Origin of the sequence: Phytohabitans kaempferiae (assembly GCF_042433955.1) — a bacterium.
GTDB lineage: Bacteria > Actinomycetota > Actinomycetes > Mycobacteriales > Micromonosporaceae > Phytohabitans > Phytohabitans kaempferiae.
This window is the reverse complement of sequence record NZ_JBHLUH010000009.1, coordinates 163,523-179,396: the sequence shown is the minus strand read 5'-3', so window position 1 is coordinate 179,396 and position 15,874 is coordinate 163,523. Positions and strand designations below refer to the sequence as shown.

The following is a 15,874-nucleotide window of genomic DNA, read 5'->3' as shown; positions in this document are numbered from 1 at the left end:
CCCGACCGCCACCATCGATCCATGACGAGGCGAGAGTGGCGAGTGCCGGTCGGATTGATCCTGCTGAGCCTGGTGCCGGTGGTGGCCGGCGCGTCGCGAGTGACCGAGCTGAGCACCGGACCCGAGATGACGCCGGGCAACGCCCGCTTCGTCGCGGACCCGCTGCCCGTGGTGGTGCACATCGTGGGCGCGACCGTGTACTGCCTCCTCGGCGCCTTCCAGTTCGTACCGAGCCTGCGCCGGCACCGGTGGCACCGCCTCGCCGGGCGGCTGCTGGTCCCCTGTGGACTGGCGGCCGCGCTCTCCGGGCTGTGGATGACGCTCGCGTACGACCTGCCGGCGCACGACGGGACCCTCGTCAACGCGTTCCGGCTGGTCTTCGGCGCGGCCATGGCGCTGGCCATCCTCCTCGGCCTGGCGGCCGCGCTGCGCCGCGACTTCACCCGCCACCGCGCGTGGATGGCGCGCGGCTACGCGATCGGGCTCGGCGCCGGCACGCAGGCGTTCACCCACGCGCCGTACCTGATCATGTCCGGCGGAGAGCAGCCCGGCGCCAACGGCCGAGCCGTACTGATGCTCGCCGGCTGGCTGATCAACCTCGCCGTGGCCGAGTGGGCCCTGCGCCGCCCCGCCCGCGGCGCGCGCTCCCGACCGGCGCACCAGCCGCCCGTAACCGCCGGATGAGCCCGCCTCCGCGTCCTGGCCGGCGGGCCGACCCGGGGCGCGAAAACGGAATGCGGGGCCGATCCGGTGCGGGGTACGGTCCGGCGGTGGACGACGAGGACGGCTACTTCGGGGAGCGGGTCGCGGCGGGGTACGACCAGTCGACGGCCGAGGAGTTCCAGCCGGCCGCGATCGAGGCGGCGGTCGACGTGCTGGCCGACCTGGCCGGCGCCGGCCCGGCGCTGGAGCTGGCCATCGGCACCGGGCGCGTCGCGCTGCCGCTCGCCGCGCGGGGCGTGCCCGTGCACGGCATCGACATGTCCAAGGCGATGGTGGCCCGGCTGCGGGCCAAGCCGGGCGGCGACGCGATCGGCGTGACGATCGGCGACATCGCCACGACCCGGGTCGACGGCGAGTTCTCGCTGGTCTACCTCGTGTTCAACACGATCGCCAACCTCACGACGCAGGACGCGCAGGTCGACTGCTTCCGCAACGCTGCCGCGCACCTGGCGCCCGGCGGTCGCTTCGTGGTCGAGCTCGGCGTGCCCGACCTGCGCCGCCTACCTCCCGGGCAGGACGTGGTGACGTTCCACGTCAGCCCGACCAAGTGGGCCTTCGACCGGTACGACGTGGTGACCCAGGCGATGAGCTCCAACTACCTGGAGGTCGTGGACGGGCGGGGCAGCTACTGGTCGGTGCCGTTCCGCTACGCGTGGCCGGCCGAGCTCGACCTCATGGCGCGGATCGCCGGCCTGCGGCCACGCGACCGGTGGGACGACTGGAGCCGGGCTCCGTTCACCAGTGAGAGCCGCAAGCACGTGTCGGTCTGGGAGAAGCCGGCGGGCTGACCGCTCACTCAGGCTCGTGGCTGACCCGGTCGGCGGTGCGCTGGAGATGCTCCCGCATGATCGCCATGGCCCGGTCGGCGTCGCGTGCGGCGATCGCGTCGATGAAGGCGGCGTGCTCCTCCGTGCCCCGGTGCCCCATCAGCGGCGCGACGACCTGCGCCTCCAGCAGCGACATCAGCAGCGGCCCGTGAAACGACTGCACCAGCATCTCGATCGCGGGGTTGTGCGTGGCGGCGGCGACCCGCGTGTGGAAGTCGGCTGACATCGACATCGTGTACTCGCCGGCGTCGAGCGCGGCCTGGTGCTTCTCCACCAGCTCGCGCAGCGCCGCGATGTCCTCGTCGGTGGCCCGCTCCACCACGAGCGGCACGATGCCCAGCTCGAAGACCTGCCGCGCCTCGGTGACCTGGAGCGCGGTGAGCGGGGAGAGGTTGAGCAGGTCGGCCAGGCCCTCGCCGATCTGCTGCGAGGTGGGCGAGGTGACGAAGGCGCCGCCGTGCGCGCCGACCCGGATGTCGATCAGGCCGCCGGCCTCCAGGACACGCAGCGCCTCGCGGACCGTGACCCGGCTCACGCCGAAGCGCTCGCACAGCTCGCGCTCGCTGGGCAGCCGGTCGCCGGGCTTGAGCCGGCCCTCGCGCAGCAGCATCTTGACCTGGTCGACGATGGCCTGGGAGACGCGGTTGAGGGACACCGCCTTGAACATGTCGACGTCGTCGCCGGTGCCGACCGGTTTCGCCTTCGTGGATGCCATGGCTTCGAATCCTCGCAGTGGTGGACGTAGGTCCGCATAGCACGTGCCCGAGGTCGGACCAAAGGAATGATGTCATACCACTCTACCGCTGGCTTCGCGCTCCATGCGTTTCGTCGCGACCGACCCGGGAATGCGGACCGGAGGAATGCCCCAGATGTCAGGGAGCGATGACGTGACTGAGCGAGTGGAACGGGGTGCGCAGGAGGAGATGACCGGCACCCCGATGACCGAGACCGAGGAGCGGGCCATGCGCCGGCCGGCCTCCGAGCCGGAGGGTGACTCGCGACGGCGGGCCGAGGCGGTACGGGACCGGGCCGACGCGCCCGGGCCGGTGCGCGTGGACGAACCGATGGAGGACCCGCCCCAGCGGTAGCCCGCCGGCTCAGGCCGCCGCCGCGGCCGCCACCGTCGGGTACACGGGCAGGCGGCGGTCCAGTTCGGTGGCGCGCAGCAGCCGGCGCACCAGTGGGTTCGGCCCGGCAAGGCGCAGCCAGCCGTCCTCGCTCGCGGCCCGGTCCTGGACGGAGAGCAGCAGGCCCAGGCCGGTCGAGTCTACAAAGGACACATCTCGCAGGTCGAGCACGAGCCGCGCCGGATCCACCTGCAACGCGTCGTGCAACTGTTCCTGCAACGGCCCGACGTTCCAGAAGTCGATGACCCCCCGCGCGCGTACCAGCGTGATCTCGTCGCGCTCCTCCACCTCGACGGCGAGGCCCAGCTCGCCGTAGGCGTCGGCGGCCGGATACCGGCGGCGGATCGTACTCAGGCTTTCATCCATCCCGCACCTCATGATCAACATAGATCGTGCCGCGGTGGTTGCCCCCCGAGGCGGGGGGTCAAACCAGATTGTGAGGATCGCCGCCGTGTCCCGGCTCCGCGAAGACCAGTGACTTGATCGTCACGGGCACGGTGCGGGAGGGGAGCCGGATCCGCCCGATGTCGACGTAGTCGAAGTCGTGCAGGGTCAGGCCGTCCAGCACCAGCACCTCGGCCGGAACGCCGCACTCGGCGACCAGCAGCCGGCCCAGCGACATCGCCACGTCGCCGTCGAGCATGAGCAGGATCGGCCGGCCGGCGGCGGTACGCGGCGCGAGCGCGGCGGCCACACCGTCGGCGAGCGCGCGCAGGCGGCGGTGTGACGGCGGCCCCCGCCAGCCGAGCGCGATGGCGACGTCGGTGTCCCCGCCGGCGTCGAAGGCGGCCAGCCGCTCCCGGATCGCGGTCGCCACCTCGGCCGGGTCCACCTCGTCCGGAAGCGGAACCGGCGCCCGTACCACCTGGAGGTTGCGCCGGGGCAGCAGCGCGCGCGGATCGGACACGTGACAGGTGTTTCCGGAGAGCTGGACCGTGTGCTCGGAGGCGCCGAGCGCGGTGGCCCGGATGCACTCGCCCGCGGGGCGCACCGGCAGGTCCGGCCGGCGCTCCGCCAGCCGCGTCCGGATCGCTGGACCCAGCCGGTGCCCCAGGTCGCCGAAGTCGCGCTCCTCGCGCCCGTACACGTACTCGGCGACGCCGCCGGAGAACATCACCGCGTCGACTCCGTCCGTGGCCGGGAACGGCTCGGTGAGGAACCAGGCCAGCGCGTGCGCCGGTGGTGGCCAGGTGGTGACCGCGGTGACCAGCAGGTCGGCCATCTCCCGCGCGACCCGGTCGAGCGCCTTCGGGTCGACCCGGTCGCCGACCCGCCAGTCGTATCCCGAGCGCCGCGCGTGGCGCGCGCCGGCGGGCTCGATGCGGATGACCGTGCCGTCCGGATCGACCGCCACCAGCCGGCCGCCGACGTGGAACGCGGCGGTCCGCGCCACGCGCCCCGCCTCGACCAGCGTGAGCTTCGTGGTGCCGCCGCCGATGTCGACGTTGAGCAGCCGCTCGCCGGTGTCGTGGGAGCGGCGGACCGCGCCGGAGCCGTACGCGGCCAGCATCGCCTCCATGTGGTGGCCCGCGGAGGCGCAGACGAAGTCGCCGCGATCGGCCGAGAGGGCGGCGGAGATGGCGGACGCGTTCTCCCGGCGCAGCGCCTCGCCGGTGAGGATCACGACGCCGGTGTCGAGGTCGGCCGGGCGGAGGCCGGCGGTGCGGTAGGCGCCGTCGACCAGCTCGGCGATGGCGTCGTGGTCGAGCCGGTGGGCCGTGGCGTACGGGGTCAGGTGCACCGGCGAGCGGTAGAGCGGCTCCCGATCCACCGTTACGTACCGGCTGGTCAGCCGCTCGCCCAACCGTCTCATGTGGATCCGGGAGAAGACGACCTGCGTGCCGGCCGAGCCGATGTCGATGCCCACGCTGGTCAGCGTCACGTTGTCCTGGAGGTAGAGCGGGCTCTCGTGGGGCGGGCCGTACGTCGCCGGGTCGTCATGGTCGTGGTCCGCGTCCGGCCCGTGCTCGTGCGGCGTGTAGTCGCCGAGCGCGTGCTCATGGAGGCTGTGCGGCTGCTCCATCGGCCCCTTCCCGGATTGGACTAACATTCAGACCATATCTGGGATACCATCACCGGTCAACGGGCCCGGAGCCGTGTGCGGCATCGGCGACGGGCCGGCTGTGGCAGGCCGCGAGGAGGCGACGATGACGGATACCGCCCTGGTTTCGGACGAGACGGCGAGGAAGTTCGCCACGGAGAAGGAGTCCCCCTACACGCGCTGGGTCGCCGCCGAAGGGCTGGACATCCTGCCGGCCATCTACGTGCGAAACCTGCGGACGGTGGAGCTCAAGCCGTGGGCGCGGCGCGGCGGCAGCGCGGTGTTCCTCAACCACGACGCGTCCCGCACGTCCAACGACAGCTACGTCATGGAGATCCCGCCCGGCGGCGAGCTCGCCCCGCAGCGGCAGCTCTTCGAGGAGATGATCCTGGTCCTCAGCGGCCAGGGCTCCACCGAGGTCTGGAACGACCAGGGGCAGCGCGTGTCGTTCGAGTGGCGCGAGGGCGCGCTCTTCGCGATCCCGCTGAACACCTGGCACCGGCACTACAACGCCTCCGGCTCCGAGCCCGCGCGCTACGTCGCGGTGACCAACGCGCCGCCGGTCATCAACCTCTACGAGGACCCGGACTTCGTCTTCAACACCTCGCACGACTTCACCGGGCGCTTCGACGGCGAGCCGGACTACTTCGCCGACAAGGGCGAGCAGGACGGGCTGCTGCTGCGGACGAACTTCGTCGCGGACGCGGTCAACCTGCCGCTCGTCTCCGCCGCAGAGCGGGGCGCCGGAGGTGGGCACATCCGCTTCGCGCTGGCCAAGGGCTCGATGAACAGCCACATCTCGCAGTTTCCGGTGGGCACGTACAAGAAGGCGCACGCGCACGGCCCCGGGGCGTACGTGATCATCCTCTCCGGCGAGGGGTACAGCCTGATGTGGGCCGAGGGGGAGGAGCCCAAGCGGTACGACTGGGAGGTCGGCACGCTGATCGTCCCCCCGAACATGTGGTACCACCAGCACTTCAACACCGGCACGACGCCGGCCCGGTACCTGGCGCTCAAGCACGAGGGCGTGGCGATCCGCAACGGGCAGGGCGTGCCGAAGGCGTGGATCAGCCGGCGCGTCGGCGGTCACCAGATCGACTACGCCGACGAGTCGGCCGAGGTGCGCTCGATGTTCGCCGACGCGCTGCGGGTCAGCGGCGCCGAGCCGCGGATGGACGAGGCGTACCAGGCCGAGCTCGGCACGCTCCCGCCCAAGTCGCGATCTTGAAGCGATTGCTCTGATTATCTAATGGTATTATCTTTAGCCTGGCCGGCGCCCGCTGCGACGGGCGCGGCGGGAAGCGTGGAGGTGCCGAGGTGCTGACGAGGGAACTCAACGAGCTGTTGACGCAGACCGGCCCCGGCACACCGATGGGAGAGCTGTTCCGGCGCTACTGGCTGCCCGCGCTGCTCGCCGAGGAACTGCCCGAGGACGACTGCGCGCCGGTGCGGGTCAAGCTGCTCTCCGAGCGGCTGATCGCCTTCCGGGACAGCCACGGGCGCTACGGCCTGATGGACGAGTTCTGCGCCCACCGCGGCGCCTCCCTGTGGTTCGGTCGCAACGAGCACGGCGGGCTGCGCTGCGCCTACCACGGCTGGAAGTACGACGTCACCGGCCAGTGCGTCGAGGTGCCCTCCGAGCCCGACAACGGCAGCTTCTGCGGCAACGTCAAGCTCCGGGCGTACCCGCTGGTGAAGGTCGGCGACATCCTCTGGGCGTTCATGGGGGAGCCGCAGCACCAGCCGTCGCTGCCGGAGTTCGAGTTCGTCCACGTGCCGTCCGAGCAGACGTACACGTCGAAGCGCTGGCAGGAGAGCAACTGGCTCCAGGCGCTCGAGGGCGGCATCGACTCCAGCCACGTCTCCTGGCTGCACGCCGGCGCGCTCAAGAGCGACCCGCTCTTCAAGGGCGCCAAGGGCAACCAGTACAACATGAGCGACTTCAAGCCGTTCTTCGAAGTGGTGGACGCGCCGGGCGGGCTCTTCGTGGGCGCCCGGCGCAACGCCGAGGAGGGGCACTACTACTGGCGGATCACGCCGTGGGTGATGCCCGCCTTCACGGTGGTGCCGCCGCGCGGCGACCACCCCGTGCACGGCCACTTCTGGGTCCCGATCGACGACGAGAACTGCTGGGTCTACACGTTCGACTACCACCCCGTGCGGGCGCTCACGCCGGAGGAGCGCCAGGCCATGATGGACGGTTTCGGCGTGCACAGCGAGAACATGCCGGGCACGTACCGTCCGGTGCAGAACAAGGAGAACGACTACCTGATGGACCGCGCCACGCAGCGCAGCGGGGAAAACTTCTCCGGCGTGCGCGGCATCGCGATCCAGGACGCGTCGCTCCAGGAGAGCATGGGGCCGATCGTCGACCGCACCAAGGAGCGGCTCGTGCCCGCCGACAGCGGCATCATCAAGGCGAGGCAGAAGCTGCGCCGCGCGGTGGTCGCCCTCCGCGACCAGGGCACGCCGCCGCCGGGCATCGAGCCCGAACACCAGAGGGTACGCTCCGCGGCCGTCGTGCTCCCCAAGGACGAGGCCTTCATCGAGTCCTGCCGCGACGCGGTGAGCGTGCGGCCGGGCGTGCGGCAGTCCTCCATTTAGGACGACCATGCGACCCATCCTGCTCAACAGCTGCGCGCGGGCGGCGACGGCGGCCGAGGCCCGCTTCCGGATCGACGCGCCGATCGCGCCGTCCCGGGGCGCTCGCGTGTTCGCCCTCGACGCCGCCGCCGAGGCGGTCGTCGGGCGGGTCGCCGCCGATCGGTCCTGGGCGACCGCGCGGTTCTTCGCCCCGGCCGGCGGTGACCGGATGCGACCGTTGCACGGGGGTTCACCGGGGACGGCCGACGTGGCCGCGGAGCTCGACGGTGCCGACGTGGGCGTGCTCGTGGCGACCTCGCCCGAGGGGGCGGGCGCCGCGGCCGGCATCGGCGGGATCTGCCGGGAGCGCGGCATCATGACCGCCGGCCTGGTCGTCGACGGTGGGCCGGAGGCGCTCGACGCGGTCGCGATGCTCCGGCCGTACGCCCGCGTCCTGCTGCTGACCGGCGACGAGGACGACATCGGCGCCGTCCTGACCGCGTTGCGCGCCTGAACGGAGCTTGTGTGATGGCAGCCGTGACCCTCCCCGACCTGCACGCCATGAAGGCGCGCGGCGAGAAGATCGTCGGCGTGGTCGCCTGGGACTACCAGATCGCCCGGATCGTCGACCGCGCCGGCGTCGAGATCGTCTCGGTCGGCGACACGGTCGGGGTCAACCTGTGGGGGCACCGCACCCCGTTCGAGGTGACCCTGGAGGAGATGATCGTGGTCTGCCGGGCCGTGCGGCGCGGCGTGAATCGGGCGCTGGTGAGCTGCGACTTCCCGTACGGGCCGCTCCAGGAGGGGCCGGACAGCGCGGTGCGCGCCGCGATCCGGCTGGTCAAGGAGGCCGGGGCGGATCTGGTCAAGCTCGACGGCGCGGCCGACTACCCGGAGGCGGTGCGGGCGGTCACGCGCGCCGGCATCCCGGTGTTCGCCCAGTTCGGCATCACCCCGCAGACCGCCCTGCGGTACGGGGTCGCCTACTCGGGCCAGGCGGACGCCGCGCAGGAGGTGCCGGCCGCGATGACCGAGCGGATGGTCGCGGAGGCGAAGCTGCTGGAGTCCGCCGGCGCGGCCCTGCTCAACTTCACCAACTCCGGCCCGGTCGTCGGCCCCGCCGTGGTCGCCTCGGTCGGCATCCCGGTGGTCGGCGGCTTCGGCGGCGGCCCGTGGCTCGACGGCCGGATGCGCCTGGCCACGGCCGCGCTCGGCTACGGTGCCGAGTCGTTGGAGAAGGAGGCGGCCGGCGCGTACGCCAACGTGGCCCGCGTGGCGTACGAGGCGATCAGCGAGTACGCCGGCGACGTGCGGGCCGGGCGGCACCTGCGCGGCGTCGCCACACCGCCCGCCTGACCGGACCGGGAGTCACCATGCCCACTGTGGACATCGACGGGATCGCGACGTACTACGAGGTCGTCGGGAGCGGCCCGGCACTGCTGATGTTCTCGCCCGGCGGCTTCAACGCGCGGCTCGACAACTGGAGCCGGCACGGCGTCTACAAGGGACTCAACCTGGTGCCCCGGCTCGCCGAGGAGTTCAGCTGCGTGCTCTTCGACCGCCGCGAGTCGGGCCGCTCCGGCGGGCGGGTCCAGTCCCTGTCCTGGCGTGACTACGCGGCGCAGGGCAAAGGGCTGCTCGACCACCTGGGCCTGCGCCGGGCGCACCTGATGGGCGGCTGCGTCGGCTGCTCGGTGGTGGCCGAGTTCGCGGTGCGGTACCCGGAGGCGACCGGCGGTCTGGTGCTCTACTCGCCGGCGGGCGGCGCCCGGTACCGCATGCTCCAGCACGCGCGCTTCGCCGAGCACGAGGTCTTCGTCCGGGCCAACGGGCTGGCCGCGGTGGTCGAGCTGGCCCGCGCCGAGGGGAAGGGCTTCAGCGAGGACGCGCGGGTCGGCCCGTGGGCGCCCGTGCTCCGCGCCGACGACGGCTTCGCCCGCGCGTACGCCGGGCTGGACCCGCTTTGGTACCAGCTCGTGGCCGGCGGCACCGCCCGCACGCTCTTCGACCGCGACACCGTACCGGGACCGGAGCCGGAGGAGCTGATGCGCGTGGCGGCGCCGGCGCTGGTCGTACCGGGGCAGGACGCGTCCCACGCCACCTCCGCGGCGCGCTTTCTGGAGGAGTGCCTGCCCGGCGCCCGGTACTGGGACACGCCCGTGGCCGAGCAGACCGAGGAGGCGACGATCCCGCTCCTGCTCGACTTCCTCCGCGCCGCCGAGCGGAGCGGCGAATGATGCCATCGAGCAGCTTGAATGCGAGTCTCCGGCCCGATCGAGCGCCTGGGCCGCCGCCCCGGCGACCGCCACGCGATGGCCGGTCCGCGACAACCCGCGCTGGCCCGTCACCACGTGGCTGGTCGCCCGCAAGCCAGCCGCCGACTAGGGCTTTCGGAGTCGGGGTGGAGGGCGTGATCGAGCGTCCGTGGCGGCGCGTGGCGACAAAATCGGGGAACTTGCTGTTACGTCCGTAGCGGGAGGCAGCAAAGTCAGGGATGTTGTCGGGATCTTGGCGGACCCGTGCGGCGTGGGCGGCCGGGGGATCCTGGAGCTCAGCTCGCCGGGCCTGCTCCGGCTGATCCTGCGCGCGCTCCAGCGGCAGGTCGCCGACGGCAAGCGGATCGAGCTGGTGACGTCCCGGATCACCGCTTGACGCCGAGCCCCACGAGCGCCTCGCGGTGCATGACCGCGACGTACCCGCGCCCGTTGCGGCGCACGGTCGCGGGCGGGCTCAGGTAGCGGCCGATCAGGTCCCACAGGCGGTGTTCCCAGTCCGGCGAGTGGGGCGTACGGCGTGGCGTCGGCGGGCAGGGTGGCGGCGAAGCGGGGGAAACCGCGCATGTAGGAGAAGTACTCGGGAAAGGTGATGCCCGGCAGGTAGCTGCCCCGCATGCGTTCCTCCGGTCACTCGGCGTCCATGGCCCGACGTCGATCCGGATACTGCGATGCTTATCGATGTGTTGGGTAGGTTGACCAGCCTGTTTCGAGCGTGACCCCAGCGAGGCTCGTCCTACGCGGCGACCGCGAAGAGGGAGTCGAGCGCGGGGCGGCGGGTGAGGATCCGCTGGCGCCGGGCGTTGTCGACCAGTTCCTCGATCATGCCGCGGTTGGCCGCCACGCCGTACGGCAGTGGGTCGCCGCCGACCTCGCGCATCACGCGGGCGTACATCTCGTCGGTCGGGTCGGCCGGGCCCTCGGCGGCCAGGCGGCGCACGTACGCGTCCTTCGACTCGGTGAACGCGCGGGTCAGCGCCCCCGCCAGCGTGGGGTGTGCGGCGAGCAGGTCGTCGCGGACCACGACCAGGTGGTTGATCGGGTACAGCCCGCGCGAGCGGAGGGCCGCGTGGCCCGCCTCCACCGGGTCCGGGATGAGCGGCACCAGGTCCGGCGTCGTCGCCTCGACGCCGACCACGGCGTCCAGGTCGCCGTCGAGCAGGGCCTCGGTCATCGAGCGGCCCGGGTCGAGCGGCGCCACGTTGGCCGGCGGGCGGTACGCCTCGACGTGCTCGTCGCCGGAGGGGACCCAGGTGATCCGGTCGAGGTCGACGCCGTACTCGCGGGCCAGCACCGCCCGTGCCCAGACGCCGGTGGTGACGGTGTAGCCGCGGTTGACGCCGACCCGCCGCCCCTCAAGCTCCTTGGGATGCCGGACGGCGCTGGTCGCGGCCCGCACGATCGCGCCGTGGTGGAAGCCCCGGACCAGGAACACTGGCAGCGCGGTGATCGGCACGCCGTGCTCGCGGGCGCACAGGTAGGTCGTGAACGCCATCTCGCAGACGTCGTACGCCAGCTCGCGGACCATCCGGCGGAACGCGTGGACGAGGACCGGCACCTCCTCGAACTCCAGGGTGAAGCCCTCCGCCGCCACCTCGCCGGACCTGACGGCGGCGTTGTTGCCCTGGCCTCGGGACACCGCCCGGAGTGTCGGCACCACGGGACCTCCTTCGCGCGATCTTGATATGAGACTAATGGTTAGACCATAATAGCGAGGTGACAGAAAAGGTACTCGCGGCCGTACGGACCGGTGCGCGCACCATCGAGATGCGGGAGTTCCCGCTGCCCGACATCCCCGCCGACGGGGCGTTGATACGGGTCGAGGTGGCCGGGATCTGCGGCACCGACGTGAAGATGTACGGCAAGCCGGTGATCACCGACCCGGTCATCATGGGCCACGAGAACGTCGGGACGATCGTGCGCGCCGGGCCGGACTTCACCCGCCGCAAGGGCTTCGCCGAGGGGGACCGCGTCTTCGTCGAGCACTACGTGCCCTGCTTCACCTGCGACTGGTGCCACCTGGGGGAGTACCGCCACTGCGCGGCCACCGACTGGCGGACCAACCCGGACGCGCGGCGGTACGGCTACACCTCGGCGCAGAACCCGTACCACCTGTGGGGCGGCTTCGCCGGCTACATGTACCTGCCCTGGAACGCCGTGATCCACCGGGTCCCCGCCGACCTGTCGATGGAGCTGGCCGGCATCATCACCCCGCTCTCGAACGGGATCGAGTGGGCACTCTTCGACGCCGGTGTCGGGTACGACAGCCGGGTCCTGGTGCAGGGGCCGGGGCAGCAGGGCCTCTCCCAGGTGGTGGCGTGCAAGCAGGCCGGCGCGTCGCAGATCATCGTCACCGGTACGGCCCGGGACACGGCGCGGCTGCGGCTCGCCACCGAGCTCGGCGCCGACCACGTCGTGGACGTCGACGCGGAGGACGTCCGGGCCCGGGTCGCCGAGCTGACCGACGGCCGTGGCGTCGACGTCGTCCTGGACTGCACGGCCGGGGCCGGCACCGCCCCGGTCGTGCTCGGCATCGAGGTGCTCAAGCGGCGCGGCGGCACGCTGCTGATCCAGGGGGAGATGGCCAGCTTCCCGGACTTCCCGGTGAAGCTGATGACCGAGAAGGCCATCACACTGCGCAGCGCGCGCGGCCACAGCTACCGCTCCTGCGAGCTGGCCATCTCCCAGCTCGCGTCGCGCCGCTTCCCGCTGGAGCGGCTGACCACGCACACCTTCGGCATCGACGAGGTGCCGGAGGCGATCCGCAGCGTCGGCGGCGAGGCGGGGCAGGACGTCGTGCACGTGTCGGTGCTGCCGTGGGGAAAGGCCTGAGTCATGTCCACAGTGGTCCGCAACCCGCCGCGCACCGACGCCGGCGTCCTGGAAGCCTGCGCCGCGCTCGACGTCGCCACCGTGCACGAGGCGCAGGGGCGCACCGGCCTGCTCGCCGCCGCGATCCGGCCGATCTACCCGGGCGCGCACGTCGCCGGCAGCGCGGTGACGATCAGCGTCCCGCCGGCCGACAACTGGATGCTGCACGTCGCGATGGAGCTGTGCCAGCCCGGTGACATACTGGTCGTCGCGCCGACCTCGCCCTGCGACGCCGGCTACTTCGGCGAGCTGCTGGCCACCGCCGCGCGGTACCGGGGCGTGGTCGGCCTGGTCATCGACGCCGGCTGCCGCGACGTGGCCCGGCTCGCGGAGATGGGCTTCCCGGTCTGGTCCCGGTACGTCTCCGCGCAGGGGACGGTGAAGGAGACGCTCGGCAGCGTGAACGTGCCGGTGGTCTGTGCCGGGCAGGCGGTGCACCCCGGCGACGTGGTGATCGCCGACGACGACGGCGTGGTGGTGGTACCCCGCGCGACGGCGGCCGAGGTGGTCGAGGAGGCGCGCGCCCGCGACGCCCGGGAGGCGCAGGCGCGGGCGCGGTACGCGGCGGGGGAGCTGAGCCTCGACGTGTCGCGGATGCGCGAGCGCCTGCGCCGCAAGGGACTGACCTATGTAGACCATCCGGACCCGGAGATCCGATGATCATCGACTGCCACGGCCACTACACCACCGCTCCCGCGGCGCTGGACCGCTTCCGCGCGGCGCAGCTCGGGGCCGGCGGCGATCCGGTGCCACCACCGTCCATATCGGACGACGATATCCGGGAGAGCGTGGCGGGCAGGCAGCTGGCCCTGCTCGACGAGCGCGGCATCGACCTCGTCGTCTTCTCGCCCAAGGCGTCGGCGATGGGCCACCACGAGCCCGATCCGGCGGTGGCGGCCACCTGGGCCAGGGTCAGCAACGACCTGGTACGCCGCGTGGTCGAGCTGTTTCCCGGCCGGTTCGCGGGCGCCTGCCAACTGCCCCAGACGCCCGACGGCGACCTGAGCGCCAGCATCCACGAGCTGCGCCGGTGCGTGGCGGAGCTGGGCTTCGTCGGCTGCAACCTCAACCCGGACCCGTCCGGCGGCTTCTGGTCCGGCCGCCCGCTGACCGACCCCGCCTGGTTTCCGCTCTACGAGGTGCTCGTGGAGCTGGACGTACCGGCGATGGTGCACGTCTCCACCTCGTGCAACCCGAACGCGCACACGCTCGGCGCCCACTACCTCAACGCCGACACCGCCGCCTTCGTCCAGCTGCTGGAGTCCGACCTGTTCGACCGCTTCCCGGGGCTGCGGCTGGTCATCCCGCACGGCGGGGGCGCGGTGCCGTACCACTGGGGGCGCTTTCGCGGGCTCGCCGAGCGGTACGGCTGGCGCGACCCGGCGTCCCTGCTCGACAACGTCTGGTTCGACAGCTGCGTCTACCACGAGCCGGGCGTACGGCTGCTGCTCGACGTCATCGGCCCGGACAACGTGCTCTTCGCCTCGGAGATGCTCGGCGCGGTACGCGGGGTCGACCCGAACACCGGCGGCTCCTGGGACGACACCAGACGGTACGTCGAACGGCTGGAGCTGGCCCCGGAAGAGCGGGCGAAGGTGTACGCCGGCAACGCGCGGCGGGTCTATCCGCGGCTGGCCTATTGAGCGGCCGGTACGGCGGCGACCGGCGTGACGAGCGCCTTGAGGCTCGTGCCGGTGTCGGCGGCCAGCTCCGCCGGGATCGAGGCGCCCCGGGCCAGGGCGGCGCGGCCGGCCAGGTAGTCGGCGGGCGCGTTGACCGAGTGGACCGCGACCAGGGCGCCCTCGCGGTAGTACAGCACCGAGAAGCGCTCGGCCGCCGGCTCGCCGCGCAGCACGTAGCGGTCGTGCCCGTCGGCGAGCCCGGCCATCTGGAGCTTGAGGTCGAACTGGTCGGACCAGAACCAGGGCACCTCCTCGTTGGCCTCGGGGGCGCCGGCGAGCGTGGCACCGGCGGCCCGGGCCTGCGCGATCGCGCTGGGCACGCTCTCCAGGCGGACGCGCTGGCCGGGGAGGGTCGGATGCGGCGCGCGGGCGCAGTCGCCGGCGGCCACGACGGACGGTCGCGAGGTGCGACCGCAGGCGTCCACGAGCACGCCGCCGTCGCAGGCCAGGCCGAGTTCCTCGGCGAGGGCGGTGCGGGGCACGACGCCGATGCCGACGACCACGGTGTCGGCCGGCAACACGGTGCCGTCGGCCAGCCGCACGCCGGTGACCCGCCCGTGCGCGCCGGTCAGCTCCACCACGCCCGCCTCCAGCCGGACCTCGACGCCTCGGCGCAGGTGGGCCTGCTGGAAGAACGCGGAGATCGGTGGCGCGACGGCGCGGGACATGACCCGGTCGGCGGCCTCCACCACGCAGGCGTGCGCGCCGAGGGCGGTGGCGGCGGCCGCGGTCTCCAGGCCGATGAAGCCGGCGCCGACGACCACGACGCGGGCGCCGGGGGTCAGCCGCCGGCGCAGCCGCTCCGCCTCGTCCAGCTCACGCAGGTGCAGGACGCCCGCCAGCCCCGCGCCGGGCACCTCCAGCCGGCGCGTGCGGGCACCGGTGGTCAGGGCCAGCCGGTCGAAGGGAAGTGTGCGGCCGCCGGCGGTGCGGGCCAGCCCGGTGCCGGCCTCGTCCAGCTCGATGCCGGTGATCCGCTCGCCGGTGACCAGGTCGATGCCGTGCTGGCGGTAGAAGTCGGTGGTGCGCAGCTCCAGCGTGGCCGCGTCGGCCTTGCCGGTCAGGAACGCCTTGGAGAGCGGCGGCCGCTGGTAGGGCGGATGCCGCTCTGCGCCGACGAGCGTGACCGGCCCCCGGTAGCCGGCCTGGCGCAGGGAGACGGCGAGCTGCACGCCAGCCTGGCTGGCCCCGACGATCAGGGCGCCGCCGGTCACCGCTGCTCGTCCGGGGTGTGCACGACCAGGCCGTCGAGCTCCTCCGACACGGCGATCTGGCAGGCCAGGCGGCTGGACTCGCGGCGGTCGCTGACGCCCAGGTCGAGCAGGTCCTCCTCCAGCTCGTTGGGCGGGCCGACCCGGGCCAGGAAAGCGTCGTCGACGTACACGTGGCAGGTCGCGCAGGAGGCGTTTCCGCCGCACTCGCCGATGATCCCCGGCACGCCGTTGCGCACCGCGACCGCCATCAGCGAGTCGCCCGCGCGGGCCTCGACGGCCCGGGCCGCGCCGGAGGGGCCGAGGAAGGTCACTGTGGGCACTAACGGTCACCTCTTAGGGCGTCGCAGCACGGCATGAATGGCCTAACCATACTACCAAAGCCGGGACGTGACAACGTGGGTCTTGATCACGGGCCTCCCGTGTTGGGGCGTGTTTTGTGAGGACATGACCGAGCCTCATGAAACGCGCCCTAGGCAGGTCAGGAGAGGTTTGGGAAGATCACGATCTCGTGCCGGTTGAGGTGCCGCGCCTTC

Annotated in this window: 18 protein-coding genes; 12 read left to right on the top strand and 6 right to left on the bottom strand. The window is 72.5% G+C overall.

Features of this window, described 5'->3' with window-relative positions:
- Window positions 1–21 precede the first annotated feature (21 nt).
- Both ACFFIA_RS07580 and ACFFIA_RS07575 read left to right on the top strand, forming a co-directional pair.
- Window positions 22–684: a DUF2306 domain-containing protein gene (locus tag ACFFIA_RS07580; RefSeq protein ID WP_377247573.1), complete on the top strand. Its 663-nt coding sequence runs from the start codon at window positions 22–24 to the stop codon at window positions 682–684.
- A gap of 86 nt (window positions 685–770) precedes the next feature.
- Window positions 771–1,511 carry a class I SAM-dependent DNA methyltransferase gene (locus ACFFIA_RS07575; RefSeq protein ID WP_377247570.1) on the top strand — a complete coding sequence of 247 codons (741 nt, stop codon included), beginning with the start codon at window positions 771–773 and terminating at the stop codon, window positions 1,509–1,511.
- A 4-nt stretch (window positions 1,512–1,515) separates the two neighbouring features.
- Here ACFFIA_RS07575 and ACFFIA_RS07570 read toward each other — a convergent pair whose 3' ends face one another.
- Window positions 1,516–2,265, bottom strand: a complete 750-nt coding sequence (locus tag ACFFIA_RS07570) for a FadR/GntR family transcriptional regulator (protein WP_377247567.1) — start codon at window positions 2,263–2,265, stop codon at window positions 1,516–1,518.
- Between the two features lie 172 nt (window positions 2,266–2,437).
- Here ACFFIA_RS07570 and ACFFIA_RS07565 point away from each other — a divergent pair, with 172 nt between their 5' ends.
- The gene (locus ACFFIA_RS07565) at window positions 2,438–2,638 is read left to right on the top strand and encodes a hypothetical protein (RefSeq protein ID WP_377247564.1); all 201 of its coding nucleotides are present in this window, start codon (window positions 2,438–2,440) and stop codon (window positions 2,636–2,638) included.
- A gap of 9 nt (window positions 2,639–2,647) precedes the next feature.
- On the opposite strand, the gene ACFFIA_RS07560 is transcribed toward ACFFIA_RS07565, so the two are convergent.
- Both ACFFIA_RS07560 and ACFFIA_RS07555 read right to left on the bottom strand, forming a co-directional pair.
- Window positions 2,648–3,043: an STAS domain-containing protein gene (locus ACFFIA_RS07560; protein ID WP_377247561.1), complete on the bottom strand. Its 396-nt coding sequence runs from the start codon at window positions 3,041–3,043 to the stop codon at window positions 2,648–2,650.
- Between the two features lie 58 nt (window positions 3,044–3,101).
- A complete protein-coding gene (locus tag ACFFIA_RS07555; RefSeq protein ID WP_377247558.1) occupies window positions 3,102–4,700 on the bottom strand; it encodes an ethanolamine ammonia-lyase reactivating factor EutA in 1,599 nt (532 codons plus the stop codon).
- Between the two features lie 124 nt (window positions 4,701–4,824).
- Here ACFFIA_RS07555 and ACFFIA_RS07550 point away from each other — a divergent pair, with 124 nt between their 5' ends.
- The 6 genes from ACFFIA_RS07550 to ACFFIA_RS07525 all read left to right on the top strand — a co-directional run bounded on the left by ACFFIA_RS07550 (window position 4,825) and on the right by ACFFIA_RS07525 (window position 9,953).
- Complete coding sequence (locus ACFFIA_RS07550) at window positions 4,825–5,946, top strand: cupin domain-containing protein (RefSeq protein ID WP_377247555.1); 1,122 nt, start codon at window positions 4,825–4,827, stop codon at window positions 5,944–5,946.
- 89 nt (window positions 5,947–6,035) lie between these two features.
- Complete coding sequence (locus ACFFIA_RS07545) at window positions 6,036–7,322, top strand: aromatic ring-hydroxylating dioxygenase subunit alpha (protein ID WP_377247552.1); 1,287 nt, start codon at window positions 6,036–6,038, stop codon at window positions 7,320–7,322.
- A 7-nt stretch (window positions 7,323–7,329) separates the two neighbouring features.
- Window positions 7,330–7,815, top strand: coding sequence for a hypothetical protein (locus ACFFIA_RS07540; RefSeq protein ID WP_377247549.1), 486 nt, complete (start codon window positions 7,330–7,332; stop codon window positions 7,813–7,815).
- A 14-nt stretch (window positions 7,816–7,829) separates the two neighbouring features.
- Window positions 7,830–8,657, top strand: coding sequence for a 3-methyl-2-oxobutanoate hydroxymethyltransferase (locus tag ACFFIA_RS07535; RefSeq protein ID WP_377247546.1), 828 nt, complete (start codon window positions 7,830–7,832; stop codon window positions 8,655–8,657).
- Between the two features lie 17 nt (window positions 8,658–8,674).
- A complete protein-coding gene (locus ACFFIA_RS07530; RefSeq protein WP_377247543.1) occupies window positions 8,675–9,538 on the top strand; it encodes an alpha/beta fold hydrolase in 864 nt (287 codons plus the stop codon).
- 271 nt (window positions 9,539–9,809) lie between these two features.
- Window positions 9,810–9,953, top strand: coding sequence for a hypothetical protein (locus ACFFIA_RS07525; RefSeq protein WP_377247540.1), 144 nt, complete (start codon window positions 9,810–9,812; stop codon window positions 9,951–9,953).
- Between the two features lie 357 nt (window positions 9,954–10,310).
- On the opposite strand, the gene ACFFIA_RS07520 is transcribed toward ACFFIA_RS07525, so the two are convergent.
- A complete protein-coding gene (locus ACFFIA_RS07520) occupies window positions 10,311–11,234 on the bottom strand; it encodes an ABC transporter substrate-binding protein (RefSeq protein WP_377247538.1) in 924 nt (307 codons plus the stop codon).
- Between the two features lie 56 nt (window positions 11,235–11,290).
- Between ACFFIA_RS07520 and ACFFIA_RS07515 the strand changes: the two genes are divergently transcribed.
- The 3 genes from ACFFIA_RS07515 to ACFFIA_RS07505 are packed head-to-tail and all read left to right on the top strand — an operon-like array spanning window position 11,291 to window position 14,088.
- On the top strand, window positions 11,291–12,406 hold the full coding sequence (locus ACFFIA_RS07515) for a zinc-dependent alcohol dehydrogenase (protein WP_377247535.1): 1,116 nt from the start codon (window positions 11,291–11,293) through the stop codon (window positions 12,404–12,406).
- A 3-nt stretch (window positions 12,407–12,409) separates the two neighbouring features.
- Window positions 12,410–13,105, top strand: coding sequence for a 4-carboxy-4-hydroxy-2-oxoadipate aldolase/oxaloacetate decarboxylase (locus tag ACFFIA_RS07510; RefSeq protein WP_377247532.1), 696 nt, complete (start codon window positions 12,410–12,412; stop codon window positions 13,103–13,105).
- The gene (locus tag ACFFIA_RS07505; protein WP_377247529.1) at window positions 13,102–14,088 is read left to right on the top strand and encodes an amidohydrolase family protein; all 987 of its coding nucleotides are present in this window, start codon (window positions 13,102–13,104) and stop codon (window positions 14,086–14,088) included. The genes ACFFIA_RS07510 and ACFFIA_RS07505 overlap by 4 nt, the downstream gene beginning before the upstream one ends.
- Here ACFFIA_RS07505 and ACFFIA_RS07500 read toward each other — a convergent pair.
- Both ACFFIA_RS07500 and ACFFIA_RS07495 read right to left on the bottom strand, forming a co-directional pair.
- Window positions 14,082–15,341, bottom strand: coding sequence for an NAD(P)/FAD-dependent oxidoreductase (locus ACFFIA_RS07500; protein ID WP_377247526.1), 1,260 nt, complete (start codon window positions 15,339–15,341; stop codon window positions 14,082–14,084). The two genes, ACFFIA_RS07505 and ACFFIA_RS07500, sit on opposite strands and share 7 nt — an antisense overlap.
- Window positions 15,338–15,661, bottom strand: coding sequence for a 2Fe-2S iron-sulfur cluster-binding protein (locus tag ACFFIA_RS07495; RefSeq protein ID WP_377247523.1), 324 nt, complete (start codon window positions 15,659–15,661; stop codon window positions 15,338–15,340). Before ACFFIA_RS07495 ends, ACFFIA_RS07500 begins: the two co-directional genes overlap by 4 nt.
- Between the last annotated feature and the right edge of the window lie 213 nt (window positions 15,662–15,874).